The sequence below is a fragment of the Sinorhizobium sp. GQ132 genome (genome assembly GCF_059758575.1).
This window is the reverse complement of the sequence record NZ_JCAXDX010000007.1, coordinates 167,071-183,481: the sequence shown is the minus strand read 5'-3', so window position 1 is coordinate 183,481 and position 16,411 is coordinate 167,071. Positions and strand designations below refer to the sequence as shown.

The following is a 16,411-nucleotide window of genomic DNA, read 5'->3' as shown; positions in this document are numbered from 1 at the left end:
TGCGCACCTGGGGTCGCGCGTCGAGCAGAGTTGTCCCTCCATGACTCCGGCTGAGATCAATCGATTCCTTGAAGAGCCGCGAGGGACTTGTTTTCATGTCGAATGTCGAAGAATTCCCGCTTACCGGTCGCGTACTGACCGAATACGAAGCGCTGATCACGTCAGCTCCAACTGCGCTCGATGCTATCCCGGGAGCCGTTTATGTCTGCGATCACGAGGGATGGCTCGTGCGATACAACGCGGAGGCAGCCGAGCTTTGGGGTAGACAGCCATCGCTCAGCTCACCGCGAGAGCGGTTTTGTGGGTCCCAGCGTCTTTTCCTTCCGGACGGCGCGCTCTTGGAGCATCAGGACTGCCCTATGGCTAAGGCGGTCAAGAACGGTGTCTCCACGCGCAACGCCGAGGTGATCATCGAAAGACCTGACGGATCTCGCATTTTTGCACTTGTGAACATTCGCCCCCTCAGAGATCATCGGGGAGAAATTCAAGGGGCGATCAATTGCTTCCAGGATATTTCGCAACAGAAGCGGATCGAGGAGGAGGTCAGCCGCAAGAGCAAGGACCTGGAGGACTTCTTCGAGAACAGCGCGATCGGGCTGCACATCGTCAGCGCCGCGGGCATCATCCTGCGGGCGAACAAGGCAGAGCTGGAGCTCCTCGGATATCCGGCGGACGAGTATGTAGGCCGGCACATCGCTGAATTTCACGCAGATCCGCCTGTCATCGGCGACATTCTTGACCGCCTGTCCTGTGGCGAAAAACTCGATCGATATCCCGCCCGCTTGCGCGCACGCGATGGCTCGATCAAGCATGTGCTGATCACATCCAACAGCCGCTTCGATGACGGAAAATTCGTCAACACCCGATGCTTCACGACCGATGTTACCAGCCTGTACGAATCGGAAGACGCACGGCGTGAGAGCGAGGAACGCCTTTCAGCCACCTACCAGGCGGCGACGATCGGGATCGCTGAATCCGATGCGAATGGCCGCCTGCTGCGGGTGAATGACGCATTCTGCACCATGCTGGGCCGCTCGCGCGAACAACTTCTGACTATGACGTTCCTCGACTATACGCATGAGGATGACCGCGGTGAGGAAGCCCGCTGCTATGCGCGGCAGGTCAACGGAGAGATTGATACCTATGCAATTCGCAAACGTGCCGTGAAGCCCGACGGTACGGTCGTTTATCTCGATGTTTACAGTTCGACCGTCCGCGATCAAGCCGGTCGTTTCCGTTATGGCGTGCGGGTTCTGCTTGATGTCACCGAAGCGAAACGCATGGACGACCGGCTTCGCGAAAGCGAACAGCATATGCGTGATTTGCTCGAGGCGCTGCCCGCCGCCGTCTACACCACAGATGCCGAAGGTCGCATCACTTTCTTCAATAAGGCGGCTGTCGAGATGGCCGGCCGCACCCCACAGATCGGAGATAAATGGTGTGTCACCTGGCGTCTCTACAGACCAGACGGCACCTACCTGCCGCACGACCAATGTCCAATGGCCGTGGCGCTGAAAGAAGACCGACCGGTCCGTGGCGAACAAGCCGTGGCGGAAAGGCCGGATGGGACCCGTGTGCCGTTCATACCCTATCCCACTCCGCTGCATGATGTCGCCGGCAAGCTCGTTGGGGCGGTCAACATGCTGGTGGACATCTCCGATCGCGAGAAGGCTGCGGAATATGCAGAACGGCTCGCGGCCATTGTCAGGTTCTCGGACGATGCGATCGTAAGCAAGGACACGCAAGGCATCATCCAGACTTGGAATAGAGGTGCCGAACGCCTGTTCGGCTATTGCGCCGAGGAAGTGATCGGAAAGCCTATAAATATTCTCATTCCGCCCGACCGCCAGGACGAGGAGCCCGGCATTCTTGAGAGGATTCGGCGAGACGAGCACATCGACCATTATGAGACGGTACGGATTCGAAAGGACGGAACCCTGATCGATGTCTCCTTGACGGTTTCCCCTTTGAAAGACGCCCGCGGTCGCGTTGTCGGCGCGTCAAAGATCGCGCGCGATATTACAGAAAGGCGACGCAGCGAAGAACACCGCAAGCTCCTGGTCAACGAACTGAACCACCGCGTGAAGAACACGCTCGCCACGGTGCAATCGCTGGCTGCGCAAACCTTCCGTGGTCTAAACGCAAGCCAGGATTTTGGCCGGTTCCAAAGCCGGCTCGTCGCATTGGCGAGGGCGCATGACGTGCTTACTCGGGAGAGCTGGCAGGGTGCGGATCTTCAAGAGGTCCTGCTCGCGACGATCAATCCAATCTGCGTGGAACCCCAGCAGCGCGTTGAGGCCTCCGGTCCGCCAATCCGGTTGCGGCCGAAAATGGCACTGGCATTGTCGATGGCTTTTCATGAGCTTTGCACGAATGCTGCGAAATACGGGGCGCTCACGAACGACGGCGGTCTCATCAAGGTCAGCTGGCATGTCAGCGATATTGAGAGTGTGTCTCACCTGCATTTACAATGGGAGGAGATTGGTGGTCCATCTGTTATAGTCCCAGCGCGGACGGGTTTTGGCACCCGCCTGCTCCAACGTGCTTTGGCTCGCGAACTCGGCGGCAAGGTCGATCTTGTGTTTGCGCCGAGCGGCGTGCGCTTTCACATCGAGGCGCCACTGGCATGACGTTCAAGCTTCTACAGGCCTGACGCATGACAGAGCGCAGACTTCGGGTACTCGTGGTCGAAGACGAAGCCATGATCGCCATGCTGATTGAAGATAGTCTATGCGAACTCGGGCATGAGGTCGTCGCTATAGCCTCTCGGATGCAGGAGGCGCTCGATATCGCGCGGAAAGGTCAGTTCGACATCGCCATCATCGACGTCAATCTGGACGGGGAGCCCAGTTATCCGGTCGCGGACGTTCTGGCGGAACGCCACGTACCCTTCATTTTTGCCACGGGCTACGGCAGCAAAGGCCTGGATACTAGGTACTCGAACATCCCCTTGCTCACGAAGCCGTTTCTGGACAGCGAACTGGAAACCGCGCTGGTGCAGATTTCAAAGGAAGTCTAGCGAGCAGAGGTCTGAAGATGTTGACGCGCAGCTTGCCGCAGCCACGCAGTCCACGTGCACGTCAAATTGGTGGAGGTGATCGGTGACTGATGATCCCTATCAGATACTCGGCGTTCCGCGTACCGCCGCACCGGATGAGATCCGCAAAGCCTACCGCAAGCGCGCAAAGGAGCTGCATCCAGGCGACAAGGAAGTGGAAGCCAAATTCAAGGCGCTTTCCGCAGCCCACCATTTGCTGAGCGATCCCGAGCAGCGGGCCCGGTTCGACCGGGGCGAGATCGATGCGTCGGGGGCAGAACGGCCGCAGCAGCACTTTTACAGGCACTACGCCGATGCAGACCACGCGCGGCGGTATGGGGCAGCGAGCGGAACCGGTGAATTCGAAGATGTGTCGGACATCTTCGCGGATGTTTTCGGGCGCGGCGGGGCAGGGGCTCGTTTCAGGGCGCGTGGGCAGGACCGTCATTATCACCTCGGAATCGAGTTCCAGGACGCGGCAAACGGCGCCCGACGCCGCATCACCTTTCCCGATGGGAACACGCTCGACTTGGCCATTCCTGCCGGCACACGTGACGGCAGCACGCTCAGGCTGAGGGGCAAGGGGGCACCGGGGATTGCTGGCGGGGAACCCGGAGATGCCTTGATCGAAATAAGCGTCCGTTCTCACGCCGTCTTCCGTCGTGAAGGCAACGACATCGAATTGGATCTGCCAATTACGCTCTATGAAGCCGTACTTGGTGCAAAAATCCAAGTGCCGACGATTTCCGGGCGCGTATCGATGACCATCCCTAAGGGTTCAAATACGGGCGACATCCTGCGTCTCAAGGGCAAAGGAGTGAAGTCTCAAAACGGCCCCGCCGGGGATCAGCGTGTTACGCTGAAGGTCGTTCTGCCGACGGCGACCGATCCCGATCTCGAGCGTTTCATGGAAACGTGGCGGCAGAGCCACGCTTATGACCCGCGCGAAGCTCTACGGAGGGCCACATGAAATTGTCGGAGAGGCAAGTCCTTGAACAGTGCGACGCCGTAACTCTCAAACAGCTGCGCCAGTGGGTGCACAGCGGCTGGATCGTGCCGGCTCAAGGCGAGAGCGGGCTCTCATTTGACGACGTCGACGTCGCTCGAATCCGCCTGGTTTGTGAGCTCCGGCGCGACATGAACGTCAACGATGACGCTGTCCCGATCATCCTTGCGCTGCTGGATCAGCTCTATGGGCTAAGGCGGGAGCTTAGAACAATTGCGACGGCGCTGTCGAAGCAGCCTGATGAGGTACGCCAGCAATTGAAGCAGTCGCTCTTTTCGCATATTGGCCAGCAGCATTAGCCTGCGGCATCGCGATTTGTTGTCGCAAAGGTGCTGCAGGGCGCTGGCCAGGAGCGCGCTCTACCGGCCGCACTTTCCGAGATGGTCGTCGACGAATGGTGCGACCTCCGTCAGGCTGAACCACATAGAGGCTCGGCGATTTCCCGATAATTCAAAATGGCTAATATATAGGGCAACTCCGTTATGATATTCAGTTTGCTTCAGCAGCGAACCTCAAGGAGGCAAGCATGTTTCGGTTGGGCATTGGGTTCGCATGTTTCGCCACCTATGCTTTTGGGCTACAGCCGCTCGGGGCCGCTGCTGCCGACGATCCCGAAATTGCGCGGGGGGAATATCTCGTCACGATGGGCGGCTGCAACGACTGCCACACACCGGGATATTTTTTTGGAAAGCCGGACAGCTCACGCTTTCTGGGCGGGTCGGATGTAGGCTTCGAAATTCCCGGAGAGGGTGTTTTCATCGGCCGCAACATCACGCCCGACCAGGAGACCGGCATCGGCAGCTGGACCAGGGAGCAGATTGTGACTGCCATTCAGACCGGGCAGCGCCCCGACGGCCGCATGCTGGCGCCGATCATGCCGTGGCACGCATTTGCGCAACTCACAAAAGAAGACGCAAGCGCAATTGCAGCATTCCTTCAAAGCCTGAAGCCGGTAAGTCATCAGGTGCCGGGCCCGTTCAAGCCAGGGGAAAAGGTATCAACCTTTATGTTCAGGATCTTGCCGCCGGGCGAAACCGCGGCCGCAGCGCCAAAATAGCCGTTGCACGCGGCTCCGAAGTCTTGCAGCGCCCCCGCCGGTCCCTTGGGCTCAGCCGTTGTGTTTACCACCCTGTGGGCTGCTCTTCTCGGCATTCTTGAGCTGATTGGTGAAGCTCGTCTCTACCTTCACCGGCGCCTTTTCCTTTTTCGGCTTCCGCGCCTCGCGGTTGCCTCTCACTTGTCCTTTAGCCATCGATGCGATCCTTTTGACGTTGAATTTGATAAAGCCGAACCGCCATACGGGCGGGCCCAATGAGAAACAGGCCGTGGCGTCCAATATGCTCTCAAATGAGCCGGTCGTCATCAGCCGCTTGAGGCGCGCGACGCCGCGCTCCCGTTGTGTCCGATTTCTTGTTCTCGTCCTTCGCGGCTTCGCTCATTTGCTTGGTACGATTGGTTTCGGCTTCTTTCAGCGAGGGCTGCGGGTCGGGCTTTCTCTCGAAACGGATCATTTGACGTTCTCCTGATCTGGCAGATTGAAGCGCTCCAAACAAACACGGGAGCGCTTTTCAGATTTTGCGCTCAGATGGCCAGAGCGGTGGCGCAACCTTGAACGCCGCGGCTGTCGGGTGAGGTCTGGCCCGGCATCGTCGCCCAACCGCCGGCCTCTACGAATTGACGCTTCTTGTAACCGTCGGTGATTGCCTTGAACTCGATCAGTTTTGCGGCCGCGTCCGGCGCGGCGTTGAACCGCTCGACGCATATGGCGGATGCCAGTTCACCGCGCGCGATGTCGGCTGCGGCCGCTGCCGCCGTGCGAGACGTGCCGCCTGTTACCCAGCCGCCCCAGTTGAAGCCGACGATCATCGTTGCGGCTGCCGTGGCGGCGCATGCCCATACGAGGATCGCCTTGGATGGCTTGTAGCTGTCGAATTGCTGGGTGATTGATGTCTTGCTGCTGTTCTCGATGGCCATTGGAAGCCTCCCCTCCGTCGTTGTTCGCGTTTTGCCGCCCGGCCATCCGGCCGAACGGTTCAGGCACTGCTCTCAGTATCCCATACTGCCCATGGCGCCGGTTCCGGTGCCTTGGGGAGACTCCCTCTCGGGAATATCGGCGATCATGGCTTCGGCGGTGATCAGAAGAGCCGCGATCGAGCCGGCGTCCCGCAAGGCGGTCCGCACGACCTTGGCGGGATCGACGATGCCCGCCTTGATCATATCGACATAGGTTTCCGTCTGTGCGTCGAAGCCCTGGTTGTGATCCTTGCTGTCGACGAGTTTTCCGACAACGATCGAACCTTCGACACCGGCATTGTCGGCGATCTGGCGGATTGGTGCTTCCAGTGCCCGGCGCACGATCGAGATGCCTGCGGCTACGTCAGCGTTCTCGTCGGCGAGACCGACAAGGGCCGATTTTGCCCGTAGCAGCGCCACTCCTCCGCCGGGAACGATGCCTTCCTCGACCGCCGCGCGCGTCGCGTTCAGGGCATCGTCGATGCGGTCCTTCTTTTCCTTCACTTCAAGCTCGGTCGCGCCGCCGACGCGGATCACCGCGACGCCGCCGGCGAGTTTCGCCAGCCGCTCCTGCAGCTTTTCCTTGTCGTAGTCGGACGCCGTCTCCTCGATCTGCGCCTTGATCTGGCTGATGCGTGCCTGGATGGAGGCTTGGTCGCCGGAGCCGTCAATGATCGTGGTCGTGTCCTTCTCGATCAGCACCCGCCTGGCGCGGCCAAGCATATCGAGTGTGACGTTCTCAAGCTTGATGCCCAGATCCTCGGAGATCGTCTGGCCGGCCGTCAGAACGGCAATGTCTTCCAGCATGGCTTTGCGGCGGTCGCCGAAGCCGGGCGCCTTGACGGCCGCAATCTTCAGGCCGCCTCGCAACCTGTTGACGACGAGCGTTGCCAGCACTTCGCCTTCGACGTCTTCGGAGATGATCAGCAACGGTTTCCCGCTCTGCACCGCGGCCTCCAGGATAGGCAGCATAGCCTGCAGGTTGCCGAGCTTCTTCTCGTGGATGAGGATATAGGGATCCTCCAGTTCCACGCGCATCTTTTCGGCATTGGTCACGAAATACGGCGAGAGATAACCGCGGTCGAACTGCATGCCCTCGACGACGTCGAGTTCGGTATCGGCCGTCCTGGCTTCTTCGACGGTAATCACCCCCTCGTTGCCAACCTTCTCCATTGCCCTTGCGATCATTTCGCCGACGCTGGCGTCGCCATTTGCGGCAATCGTGCCGACCTGCGCGATCTCGCTCGACGAGATGACCTTCGTGGCGCGTACCTTGATCTCCGCGAGGACGGCGGCAACGCCAAGGTCGATACCGCGCTTCAGGTCCATTGGGTTCATGCCCACCGAAACCAGCTTGGCACCTTCGCGAAAGATGGACGCGGCGAGCACGGTAGCCGTCGTGGTGCCGTCGCCGGCAAGGTCATTGGTCTTTGAGGCTACCTCACGCACCATCTGCGCACCCATATTCTCGAACTTGTCTTCAAGCTCGATTTCCTTGGCGACGGAAACGCCGTCCTTGGTGATGCGTGGAGCGCCATGGGACTTGTCGATGACGACATTGCGGCCCTTTGGGCCGAGCGTCACCTTGACGGCATTGTTAAGCAATTCCACGCCGCGGAGCAGGCGATCGCGGGCGTCAGTGGAGAAGATGATTTGTTTGGCGGACATTGTCTTTGGCCAGTTCGGGCTTGAGATAAGGGATCGGAATTCGACGGATTAGGCAGCATTGGCGGCGGTCGGGACGGTGTTCGCGACGATGCCCATGATGTCGGATTCCTTCATGATCAGCAGGTCTTCGCCATCGATCTTGACCTCTGTTCCGGACCATTTACCGAACAGGATCGTGTCGCCGATCTTGACGTCGAGCGGGATCAGCTTTCCGCTATCGTCGCGGGAGCCGGGACCGACGGCGATCACTTCGCCCTCTTGGGGCTTTTCCTTGGCGGTGTCGGGGATGATGATCCCGCCCTTGGATTTAATGTTACCTTCGGCGCGTCGGATGACGACGCGGTCGAGGAGCGGGCGAAATGTCATGGGATTCTTTCTGCGGCCGGCGTATAGGGCGGCTGCAACTCCTAAATAGCATCGACGGCAATGGATTAATAGGAGTGCCAAGAAATATTATTCGAAGCTGAATATGACCTGAAATCGGTGTCTGCAATTTACGCGAATTGTTGTCCGGGAGAAATGGAATTAATATTTCAACGTACCTAAATACCTTTTTCCGCGGCAAGATACTAGTCAGGATGAGTAGGAGACTGTGCGTTCGTTAGTTAAAAACACTTCGAGGCGTACCGGTGTACTCAGCTCATTTGGCCTAGCGGCGGGTGCACCGGTATGGAAAGAAACGCGACCACCTGGAGTTATCTACCAAAGGTTGTCTTCAATTTTTCTGAAAACAAAAGGTTGACGCGGCCGCCGCTCTCGTCTATGAGAGGACATCGATACTTTGTTTGCCGATATTTGTTTTGCTGCGCTGTGCGCGTCTCTTGACGAACTTCCCTCTCTCAAAAGTCGAAACCCCGCTGTGCGTCGCCCAGCGGTGATCTATGTTGCTAAGAAAGGGTTCGTTATGACCACTGGCACAGTTAAATGGTTCAATTCCACCAAGGGCTTCGGCTTCATTCAGCCCGACGACGGCAGCGCCGATGTGTTCGTTCACATCTCTGCTGTTGAACGCGCAGGCATGAATTCGATTGTTGAAGGTCAGAAGCTCGGCTTCGAGCTCGAGCGCGACAACAAGTCGGGCAAGATGTCCGCAGGCCAGCTCCGCGCTGCCTAATGCTTTTTCGCCGCTGATGACCACGGATGTACTGGCATCGCGGCAAGAGGTTCGAAGAGGCCAGGCGAATGTCTGGCCTTTTTCCGTTGAGGCGGTCTTCGCGACCAAACGATATCAAAGGAACAACGATTGAGACACCCGAACGACAACGGCTTTGCCGAACGACGCAATGCCGCGGCAGATGCAAAGCGCCAGCTTCTGACAAAATTTGCATCCGCTCCCAAGCCGACCGACCCTGAAATGCAGGAAAAACTGGCTGCGCGCGAAGCGGCCAACCGTGCCAGGGAGGCCCGTCGCGCCGAGCGCGAAGCGCTGAAGACAGCCGAGAACGAGCGAATTCTGGCAGAAGCCGCTGCGTTGGCCGCGGCTGCCGAGGCCGAGCAAAGGGCTGAAGCCGAAGCCCGCCAGGCAGAAATTGCCGATCGGGTCTCGCGTGTCGTCGCCGACGAGGCGGCCCGCAAGGCCGAACGCGACCGCCGCTATGCGGCCCGCAAAGCCCGCCGGGCGTAACACTTCAACACCTGCACCCGTTCCACGGGCGCAGCCCATTGCCCTGGCAGATGATCACGGGGCGAGCGAAAAACGGACCGGTTATAATGAGCGCACATGTCTATCCACCCGCTTCACTTGTTGAGGACAATGCTGGAGCGTGGTTGAAGACGCTGGCGAAATACCGGCAGCCCCGTCTGGGGCGTAGCGCCTTCGAACTGTTCGTCACTCTCGTTCCTTTCGCCATCTTCTGGGCAGCGGCCTGCTTTTCCCTGGCCAACGGCTTTTGGCCCGGGCTGATCGCGATCCTTCCTGCCAGCGCCTTCCTGCTCAGATTGTTCATGATCCAGCACGATTGCGGCCACGGCTCGTTTTTCGCCCGTCGGGGGCTCGATGACTGGACCGGCCGCGTGCTCGGGGTCCTGACCCTGACCCCTTACGACTATTGGCGGCGTGCACACGCCGCCCATCATGCGACTGCGGGCAATCTCGACCAACGCGGGGTTGGTGACATCACCACGCTGACCATTGCCGAGTACCGAGCCCTTTCGCCGACGAAGCGCCTCGGCTACCGGCTGTACCGGCACCCGCTCGTCATGTTCGGCATCGGGCCAGCCTGGCTCTTCCTGTTCAAGCAACGCCTGCCGTTCGGGATGATGAACTCGGGTGCTCTGCCTTGGATTTCGACCATGGGGACGAATCTTGCGATCGTTACGCTGGCCGGCTTGATGGTGTGGGCCGTCGGGTTGGGACCTTTTCTCCTGATCCATCTTCCGGTCGTGCTGCTCGCAGGTGCAGCCGGCGTTTGGCTCTTCTATGTGCAGCACCAGTTCGAGGAGACCCACTGGTCGGCGGGCGAGGATTGGCGGTTTCCTCAGGCGGCGCTGCATGGTGCCTCGCATTACGATCTTCCGCCGGTGCTGCGGTGGCTCACCGGCAATATCGGCATTCATCACGTGCACCACCTGTCCAGCCGGATCCCCTATTACCGTCTGCCGGAAGTACTGCGTGACAATCCGCAACTTGCCGACATCGGCCGGATCACCTTGTGGGACAGCCTCAAATGCGTCCGGCTCGTGCTCTGGGACGACCGGCGCCGGAGGCTGGTTTCATTCCGCGACGCCGCAGGGTCGCTGCGCCGCTCCCTTACCGAAGATGGACGAAAGACGACGACATGATTGAATTGACGCCAACGCAGATCCGGGGCCTTAAGCTTGCCAAGGACGGTGACGTCCATCCCCAGGGTGGGAAGAGGTGGACGCACCTGAATGCCCAGGTCACCTATGCAAGGAAGGACCGGTTCAAGGAACGGCCGCAGAAGATCAAGTTCCTGACGACCGCGACCCTGAACGAGCTGCGCGAGCACAACCTCGTGAAGGCGCTCGATACGGATGTTCCGCCCGAGGAGTCGGCTCACGGCATTACCATGGCCGGCAAGATGCTACTTCTGAAGATCAAGTGAGCACGCCCCAGAAGAAGCATGGGGCGCGCGTGTGCGCTGCCGATTTTGCTCGACGGCCGCGGAGATAGCTGCGAGGGCCGGCCGCCCTTGCAGCCCCCGCAGCGGCGGACGTCAGCCCTGCCGTTATGGCATCATGCCGCGGTACCGCTCACGCTCCCGTTCGACCTGATCGAGCGTGTACGGATCGGCATTTTCGTCGAAACGTGACCATCCTTCCTGGGCATAGATGCTTCTGCGGGCCGCAGGATCTACGATTTTGCGCTGTTTCAGGATCGCTTCTGCTCGGGGTGCGACACTGTCTTCGACCCTTGCCGTGACCAGAGTGCCCCCTCTGCGAACGCCTTCGGCGTAGACATGGGCGTCTTCTTCATCGACGCCGGATTCCGTCAGCGCACCGATCAGGCCACCGGCTGCGCCCCCGGCGATTGCGCCGGCGGCCGCACCGGCCGCGGTGGAGGCAAGCCAGCCGGCAGCCACCACTGGGCCAACTCCAGGAATGGCCATAAGGCCAAGCCCCGTCAGAAGGCCAACGACGCCGCCTCCGGCAGCGCCGAGGCCAGCTCCGGCACCGGCCCCTTCGGCCGCGTTCGAGCCGTCCGTCGAGTAGCGATCTCCCGTGTTGTTCGCGACGATGCTGATGTTGTCTGAAGGAACGCCTGCCGTTTCCAGATCGCTTACGGCCTCGCGAGCATCTGCATAGTCGTCAAAGAGCCCTGTTACGGTTCTCATATTCGTTCTCCCTTTTCCTTTGGAGTCTGTGGACTACTGCGCCGTTACGTTGCCCTGGTAGTCGAGAGCGACCGAAACGGATTTGCCCTCCTTCATCGCAGTTGCCTGCCACACACCCTTGTCGTCGAGCTTCAATCCGCTGACCTCGGTGTATCCGGCCTCTTCGATCCGTTCCTTCGCTTGCGCTTCAGTAAAGCTGTTCGCGCCTTCGACCGGTGCCGTCGGGTTCTCAGAATCGGGCGTTGCGACAGCAGGCGTTTCTCCTTCCGGTGAAGGTGTCGTCTGCGCGAGTGAAGTCGTGGCCACGGCGCTCATCAGTGCTGCCGCGGCAATGATCATATTTTTCATGTGGTTACCTCTTCAGAAGACCGCGATTGATCCCCCGTCGCAGAAACACGCCGGGCGCAGAATGGTTCCCGGCGCGATGCTTCGGCCGTCATGCTGGTGGGGGCTTGGTTTGGCACGGGGAAATGGCAACCGCCGCGGTTCCTTGCAACGGAGCATCTGCTGGGCGGCGCCAAACACTGCCCTACCTACTTGCGAACAAGTTTTCTTGCCTGCTGGTCGCAACCAGGTCGACCGCCGGGTGAAGTGGTGGAGGGTGTGGTGCTGAAGTTCTCGCGTGGCGTCGACCAGGATCGTGCAGCCGCCGCAGGCGGCCTGCAGCAAATCGCGTTTGCGCGCGGCGCAGCAGCCGCGGCGCAGCCGTCACGTCTCCCGACCCTCATCGCAACCGCTGCCACGGTTGCCGTCCTCTATTTCGCCCGCGACGTCTTCCTGCCGCTGGCTATCGCCATTCTGCTCACCTTTGCGCTCGCGCCGCTGGTTTCGAGGCTGCGTCGGGTCGGTTGTCCCCGTTCGGTGGCCGTCGTCGGGACGGTGACGACGGCTTTTCTGTTCCTGTCCGCATTCGGCGCGGTCATAGCGATGCAAGTGAGCGAGGTGGCTCAGAACCTGCCGACCTATCAGTACAACATCGTCGAGAAGGTCAGGACCCTGAAGGAGACCGGATCGGAAAGCCAGATCCTTGAACGGATTGGCCGTGTCATAGAGAGGATCAGCACGGAGATCAGCCGGCCCGAACCCGAGGTGCGCGCCTCACCCGAACCGGCGCCGGAGACCCAGCCGTTGCTCGTGGAGATTTTCTCTCCGCAGCGGCCGGTCGAAACACTGAAGAATATCATCAATCCTCTGCTCGGGCCCTTGGCGACGACCGGCCTCGTCATCGTCGTGGTCATCTTCATGCTGTTCGAGAGGGAGGAGCTGCGCGACCGTTTCATTCGGCTGGTCGGCTACGGCGACCTGCATCGAACGACCGAAGCACTTCAGGACGCGGGCGCTCGCGTCGGCCGGTACCTGCTCATGCAGTTGGTCGTGAACATCACCTACGGCATTCCGCTGGCCATCGGCCTCTCGCTGCTCGGTATCCCCAATGCGGTCCTCTGGGGGATGCTCGCCATCGTATTGCGCTTCGTCCCCTATATCGGGCCTGTCATCGCTGCGGCTCTGCCGTTGTTCCTGGCGTTTGCCGCGGCACCTGGATGGAGCCTGCTCGTTTGGACGGCGGCCTTGTTCATTGTCCTCGAACTCGTGAGCAACAATGTCGTCGAGCCCTGGCTTTACGGTTCCCGCACCGGTTTGTCGCCGCTTGCGATCATCGTCGCGGCGATCTTCTGGGCATGGCTCTGGGGGCCGGTCGGACTGGTGCTGTCGACGCCGCTCACCGTGTGCCTTGTCGTTCTCGGTCGCCACGTCCCGCAATTCGAGTTTCTGGAGATCCTGCTGGGCAACGAGCCCGTGCTCGATCCGAAGGAGCGCCTCTATCAGCGTCTGCTCGCCGGAGATCCGGATGAGGCGACGGACAATGCGGAAGACATGCTGGAGGAGAAGTATCTCGTCGAGTTCTACGACACGGTTGCTATTCCCGCACTGCTCCTGGCGGAGCGGGACCGCGCACGGGGCGCCCTGACAAACGCCCAGGCGGCTCAGATTGCCCAGAATGCGAATACCCTCATCGCCAATCTCGAGGAGATTGCCGGCGAAGAGGAGGGGGAGGAGGAAACGGGCGCGGAAGCGCAGGAAAATGGTGATGATGATGATGCGGACGAATATGATCTTCCCCTCGGCGACGGGAAGTCCGTCCTGTGCGTCGGAGGGCGCAGTGATCTCGATGACGTTGCCGCATCGATGCTCGCCCAGACCCTATGGATCCAGGGCGCGGAGGCGGCTCACGCCGGTCACGACGTCCTCAAGGCGGGCAATATAAAGGCTTTGAAGCTCGAGGGGCGAAACGCCGTCGTCCTGAGCGTTCTCGACCGGGATTTCATGAGACATGCCAAGTTTACCGTGCGTCGGCTGAAACGCATGGCCCCTGCGGCGCGCATCGGGATCGTTCTGTGGCAAGAGGATGGCCGGCCGGAAACAACCGAAAGAGACCAGCTCGTTGAATCGCTGCAGGCGGATTTCGTGGTATTCGGGATGGGCGACGCCGTCCGCGAAGCGCTTTCAGACGAATTGCCTCGGTCTTTGAAACTCGCCCATCCGAAGATCGCACCCGGATACGCCATGCGGAGAAGCAAGCGCGCGGATAGGGAAAGCACGGTCAAAGCGGACTAGATCGTGAGATGCCGAAGGGCACGTGCGAAGCTTACGCCGTTTTAAGACGTTCAGCTCAATGATGAGCAGCCCTATCAGGAGGAGTGCGGATGAGGTTTGTGGCTGGCAAAGTCGCGGTTTTCAGGTGGATGCTGCCCTTGGCCATCGCAATGGCTTTGATGGGAGGCATATACCTGGCCGTCCGCTGGTCGGCGCAGCAATCGGACGCTGTGGCGGTCAAGCGGCAGCAACACCTCGTCGAGCTTGTCATCTCCAAGATGCAAGGCAGCATCGCCCATGATCAGGAGAGCGTCACCGTCTGGGATGACGCCGTCAGAAAAGTTTCGCAGAAATGGGATTCGCGGTGGGTTGATTCCAACCTGGGCAGCTGGATGAACAGCTATTTCCGACACGACGGCGCATTCGTGATCAGTCCGGACCGTAAGCCGTTATACGCCTTTCTTGCCGGCCGGACTGACGAAGCTTTCAGCAACATAGAACCCGAAGCAATGCCGCTGATCGCCAAGCTGCAAGAGAGGCTCGCAGCAGGCGACGAGGAAGGAACGAGCGAGCAGGTGCTGTCCATCGGCGAGGGCGATCTCGTACGCATCGGGGGCCGCCCGGCGATTATCAGCGTGAAGCCGATCGTGTCGGACACCGGTGATATCGTTCAGGAGCCCGGCAGGGAATTTCTGCACTTGGCCGTCCGCTTTCTCGACGGCGATCTCCTGACCCATCTCGGTGAGGATTATGGTTTCGAGGACCTGCGCTTTTCTGTTTTGCCGGAACTCGGTCGGCAGCGGTCCTATGCTCCGATCGTTTCATCGTCCGGAGAAACGATAGGTTATTTCTCCTGGCTCCCGTTCAGGCCCGGTGCCGATGTGATGAAGGCCACGGCGCCGGTGCTTCTGGTCGCCGGCGCCCTCCTCTTTGCCCTCACCAGCGCGCTCAGTATCGTATTGCGGAGGCGGTCGAGACGTCTGCAGGAAAGCCAGGCGGAGCTCAACCATCTGGCGCGTCACGATCCGTTGACGGGACTCGCCAACCGTGCGTCTTTCAACGGTCTGCTGGCGCGGGTCGTCGCTACGTCGACAATCGATCAAGCCAATGCTCTCCTGTACCTCGATCTCGACCGCTTCAAGCAAGTGAACGACACACTCGGCCATCCTGTTGGCGATCGGCTGATGGTCGAGGTCGCGAAACGGCTTAAGGAAACCGCTGCTGGTGCCGCCATTTCCAGAATTGGTGGCGATGAGTTTACCATCATCGTCGAACGCACCCGCCAGGACCAGGTGGAGAAGCTCTGTGACTCGCTGATCGCTTCGATCCGCCGGCCTTTCGAGATAGACGGACAGCCGATTCTCATCGGACTCTCGATAGGTGTGGCGGTCGCGACCGGGAATGGCGCCGATCCCGTCGAGATCACGCGGAAGGCCGATATCGCGCTTTACCACGCCAAGTCGGCCGGGCGGAACCGATACGCAGTGTTTGGCCCTCACATGGACGAACTGATCAGGACGAAGCGGGATCTGGAACAGGATCTGCGAGCGGCCCTGGATGCCGGCAATCAGCTCGAGGTTTTCTACCAGCCCGTTTATTCGGCGCAGTCCCACGAGATAAGCTCGCTGGAAGCTCTTATTCGCTGGCGGCATCCGAGCAAGGGCAACATAGCACCGGATTCCTTCGTTTCGCTTGCGGAGACTGCCGGCCTCATCGATCGGCTCGGCGCTTTCGTGCTGAAGGAAGCCTGTTCTACGGCGCGCGAATTTCCAGGCCTCGACATTGCAGTGAACGTCTCCGCGGTCGAGCTTGGACAACGGCATTATGCCGCCCAGGTTCTCTCACTGCTGCGGCAGTTCGGGGTCGAGCCGTCGAGACTGGAGCTCGAGATCACCGAAACGGCTCTCCTCGACGAAGCCGGCGTCTGCGAAAAAAACATCACCGCGCTACGCGAGTTCGGCGTCAAGTTCGCACTTGACGATTTCGGTACGGGCTTCTCCTCATTTGGGCGGTTGCAGCGCCTGGAGGTCGACCGGATCAAGATCGATCGCTCTTTCGTCCACGCCTTCGACCGGCCCGGTGGCGGCGTGGCGGTCGTGCAGTCCATCGTCGGTGTCGCACATGCGAAAGGCCTGCGCATCACCGCCGAGGGCGTCGAGACCGAGGAGCAGAGCGAAATCCTGCGCAAGCTTGGCTGTGACGAATTGCAGGGCTTCCATTTGTCCAGGCCGATGCCGAAGAATTCACTTCGTCAGCTTCTTGGCACAGACAAGGCTCAAGGAATCTCCTTCTAGAGCG

General features: G+C 60.1%; 18 protein-coding genes. 11 read left to right on the top strand and 7 right to left on the bottom strand.

All coding sequences use genetic code 11. The features are described 5' to 3' along the window. The first annotated feature begins 95 nt into the window (after positions 1-95). The 5 genes from AC6CIG_RS19215 (at position 96) to AC6CIG_RS19195 (ending at position 5,100) form a co-directional block, all read left to right on the top strand. Positions 96-2,630: a PAS domain-containing sensor histidine kinase gene (locus AC6CIG_RS19215; protein WP_498323485.1), complete on the top strand. Its 2,535-nt coding sequence runs from the start codon at positions 96-98 to the stop codon at positions 2,628-2,630. Positions 2,631-2,656: 26 nt separating this feature from the next. After that, positions 2,657-3,019 (top strand): response regulator, encoded by a 363-nt coding sequence (locus AC6CIG_RS19210; RefSeq protein ID WP_498323484.1) that lies wholly within the window; start codon positions 2,657-2,659, stop codon positions 3,017-3,019. 82 nt (positions 3,020-3,101) lie between these two features. Next, positions 3,102-4,007: a DnaJ C-terminal domain-containing protein gene (locus AC6CIG_RS19205; protein WP_498323482.1), complete on the top strand. Its 906-nt coding sequence runs from the start codon at positions 3,102-3,104 to the stop codon at positions 4,005-4,007. Continuing rightward, positions 4,004-4,342 (top strand): chaperone modulator CbpM, encoded by a 339-nt coding sequence (locus AC6CIG_RS19200; RefSeq protein WP_127710410.1) that lies wholly within the window; start codon positions 4,004-4,006, stop codon positions 4,340-4,342. The genes AC6CIG_RS19205 and AC6CIG_RS19200 overlap by 4 nt, the downstream gene beginning before the upstream one ends. A 227-nt stretch (positions 4,343-4,569) precedes the next feature. Beyond that, on the top strand, positions 4,570-5,100 hold the full coding sequence (locus tag AC6CIG_RS19195) for a cytochrome c family protein (RefSeq protein WP_127710408.1): 531 nt from the start codon (positions 4,570-4,572) through the stop codon (positions 5,098-5,100). 51 nt (positions 5,101-5,151) lie between these two features. Here AC6CIG_RS19195 and AC6CIG_RS19190 read toward each other — a convergent pair whose 3' ends face one another. The 5 genes from AC6CIG_RS19190 to AC6CIG_RS19170 form a co-directional block, all read right to left on the bottom strand. Continuing rightward, the gene (locus AC6CIG_RS19190; RefSeq protein WP_498323479.1) at positions 5,152-5,295 is read right to left on the bottom strand and encodes a hypothetical protein; all 144 of its coding nucleotides are present in this window, start codon (positions 5,293-5,295) and stop codon (positions 5,152-5,154) included. 91 nt (positions 5,296-5,386) lie between these two features. Beyond that, positions 5,387-5,554, bottom strand: coding sequence for a hypothetical protein (locus AC6CIG_RS19185; protein ID WP_498323478.1), 168 nt, complete (start codon positions 5,552-5,554; stop codon positions 5,387-5,389). 70 nt (positions 5,555-5,624) lie between these two features. Then, a complete protein-coding gene (locus tag AC6CIG_RS19180; RefSeq protein ID WP_127710404.1) occupies positions 5,625-6,017 on the bottom strand; it encodes a hypothetical protein in 393 nt (130 codons plus the stop codon). A gap of 72 nt (positions 6,018-6,089) precedes the next feature. Continuing rightward, positions 6,090-7,724 (bottom strand): chaperonin GroEL, encoded by a 1,635-nt coding sequence (groL, locus tag AC6CIG_RS19175; RefSeq protein WP_127710402.1) that lies wholly within the window; start codon positions 7,722-7,724, stop codon positions 6,090-6,092. Between the two features lie 48 nt (positions 7,725-7,772). Beyond that, on the bottom strand, positions 7,773-8,090 hold the full coding sequence (locus tag AC6CIG_RS19170) for a co-chaperone GroES (protein WP_127710400.1): 318 nt from the start codon (positions 8,088-8,090) through the stop codon (positions 7,773-7,775). 538 nt (positions 8,091-8,628) lie between these two features. Here AC6CIG_RS19170 and AC6CIG_RS19165 point away from each other — a divergent pair. The 4 genes from AC6CIG_RS19165 (at position 8,629) to AC6CIG_RS19150 (ending at position 10,789) form a co-directional block, all read left to right on the top strand. Beyond that, a complete protein-coding gene (locus AC6CIG_RS19165; RefSeq protein WP_011970048.1) occupies positions 8,629-8,838 on the top strand; it encodes a cold-shock protein in 210 nt (69 codons plus the stop codon). Positions 8,839-8,967: 129 nt separating this feature from the next. Then, positions 8,968-9,348 (top strand): DUF6481 family protein, encoded by a 381-nt coding sequence (locus AC6CIG_RS19160; protein ID WP_127710398.1) that lies wholly within the window; start codon positions 8,968-8,970, stop codon positions 9,346-9,348. A gap of 86 nt (positions 9,349-9,434) precedes the next feature. Continuing rightward, complete coding sequence (locus tag AC6CIG_RS19155) at positions 9,435-10,505, top strand: fatty acid desaturase (RefSeq protein WP_498323475.1); 1,071 nt, start codon at positions 9,435-9,437, stop codon at positions 10,503-10,505. Next, on the top strand, positions 10,502-10,789 hold the full coding sequence (locus tag AC6CIG_RS19150; protein ID WP_018096482.1) for a hypothetical protein: 288 nt from the start codon (positions 10,502-10,504) through the stop codon (positions 10,787-10,789). Before AC6CIG_RS19155 ends, AC6CIG_RS19150 begins: the two co-directional genes overlap by 4 nt. Before the next feature lie 123 nt (positions 10,790-10,912). Here the strand turns inward: AC6CIG_RS19150 and AC6CIG_RS19145 are convergent, their stop codons facing one another. Beyond that, positions 10,913-11,518 (bottom strand): general stress protein, encoded by a 606-nt coding sequence (locus AC6CIG_RS19145; protein WP_102762051.1) that lies wholly within the window; start codon positions 11,516-11,518, stop codon positions 10,913-10,915. Between the two features lie 33 nt (positions 11,519-11,551). Beyond that, complete coding sequence (locus AC6CIG_RS19140) at positions 11,552-11,866, bottom strand: PepSY domain-containing protein (RefSeq protein WP_100673565.1); 315 nt, start codon at positions 11,864-11,866, stop codon at positions 11,552-11,554. 258 nt (positions 11,867-12,124) lie between these two features. Between AC6CIG_RS19140 and AC6CIG_RS19135 the strand changes: the two genes are divergently transcribed. Continuing rightward, complete coding sequence (locus tag AC6CIG_RS19135) at positions 12,125-14,134, top strand: AI-2E family transporter (RefSeq protein ID WP_498323473.1); 2,010 nt, start codon at positions 12,125-12,127, stop codon at positions 14,132-14,134. 89 nt (positions 14,135-14,223) lie between these two features. Then, positions 14,224-16,407 (top strand): putative bifunctional diguanylate cyclase/phosphodiesterase, encoded by a 2,184-nt coding sequence (locus tag AC6CIG_RS19130; RefSeq protein ID WP_498323471.1) that lies wholly within the window; start codon positions 14,224-14,226, stop codon positions 16,405-16,407. Positions 16,408-16,411: the final 4 nt, after the last annotated feature.

What these genes read in the sequence shown, in the direction of transcription:
- AC6CIG_RS19215 (WP_498323485.1), top strand. Translation starts at nt 96, where the DNA reads ATGTCGAATGTCGAAGAATTCCCGCTTACCGGTCGCGTACTGACCGAA.
- AC6CIG_RS19210 (WP_498323484.1), top strand. Translation starts at nt 2,657, where the DNA reads ATGACAGAGCGCAGACTTCGGGTACTCGTGGTCGAAGACGAAGCCATG.
- AC6CIG_RS19200 (WP_127710410.1), top strand. Translation starts at nt 4,004, where the DNA reads ATGAAATTGTCGGAGAGGCAAGTCCTTGAACAGTGCGACGCCGTAACT.
- AC6CIG_RS19195 (WP_127710408.1), top strand. Translation starts at nt 4,570, where the DNA reads ATGTTTCGGTTGGGCATTGGGTTCGCATGTTTCGCCACCTATGCTTTT.
- AC6CIG_RS19190 (WP_498323479.1), bottom strand. Translation starts at nt 5,295, where the DNA reads ATGGCTAAAGGACAAGTGAGAGGCAACCGCGAGGCGCGGAAGCCGAAA.
- AC6CIG_RS19185 (WP_498323478.1), bottom strand. Translation starts at nt 5,554, where the DNA reads ATGATCCGTTTCGAGAGAAAGCCCGACCCGCAGCCCTCGCTGAAAGAA.
- AC6CIG_RS19180 (WP_127710404.1), bottom strand. Translation starts at nt 6,017, where the DNA reads ATGGCCATCGAGAACAGCAGCAAGACATCAATCACCCAGCAATTCGAC.
- groL (WP_127710402.1), bottom strand. Translation starts at nt 7,724, where the DNA reads ATGTCCGCCAAACAAATCATCTTCTCCACTGACGCCCGCGATCGCCTG.
- AC6CIG_RS19170 (WP_127710400.1), bottom strand. Translation starts at nt 8,090, where the DNA reads ATGACATTTCGCCCGCTCCTCGACCGCGTCGTCATCCGACGCGCCGAA.
- AC6CIG_RS19165 (WP_011970048.1), top strand. Translation starts at nt 8,629, where the DNA reads ATGACCACTGGCACAGTTAAATGGTTCAATTCCACCAAGGGCTTCGGC.
- AC6CIG_RS19155 (WP_498323475.1), top strand. Translation starts at nt 9,435, where the DNA reads ATGAGCGCACATGTCTATCCACCCGCTTCACTTGTTGAGGACAATGCT.
- AC6CIG_RS19150 (WP_018096482.1), top strand. Translation starts at nt 10,502, where the DNA reads ATGATTGAATTGACGCCAACGCAGATCCGGGGCCTTAAGCTTGCCAAG.
- AC6CIG_RS19145 (WP_102762051.1), bottom strand. Translation starts at nt 11,518, where the DNA reads ATGAGAACCGTAACAGGGCTCTTTGACGACTATGCAGATGCTCGCGAG.
- AC6CIG_RS19140 (WP_100673565.1), bottom strand. Translation starts at nt 11,866, where the DNA reads ATGAAAAATATGATCATTGCCGCGGCAGCACTGATGAGCGCCGTGGCC.
- AC6CIG_RS19130 (WP_498323471.1), top strand. Translation starts at nt 14,224, where the DNA reads ATGAGGTTTGTGGCTGGCAAAGTCGCGGTTTTCAGGTGGATGCTGCCC.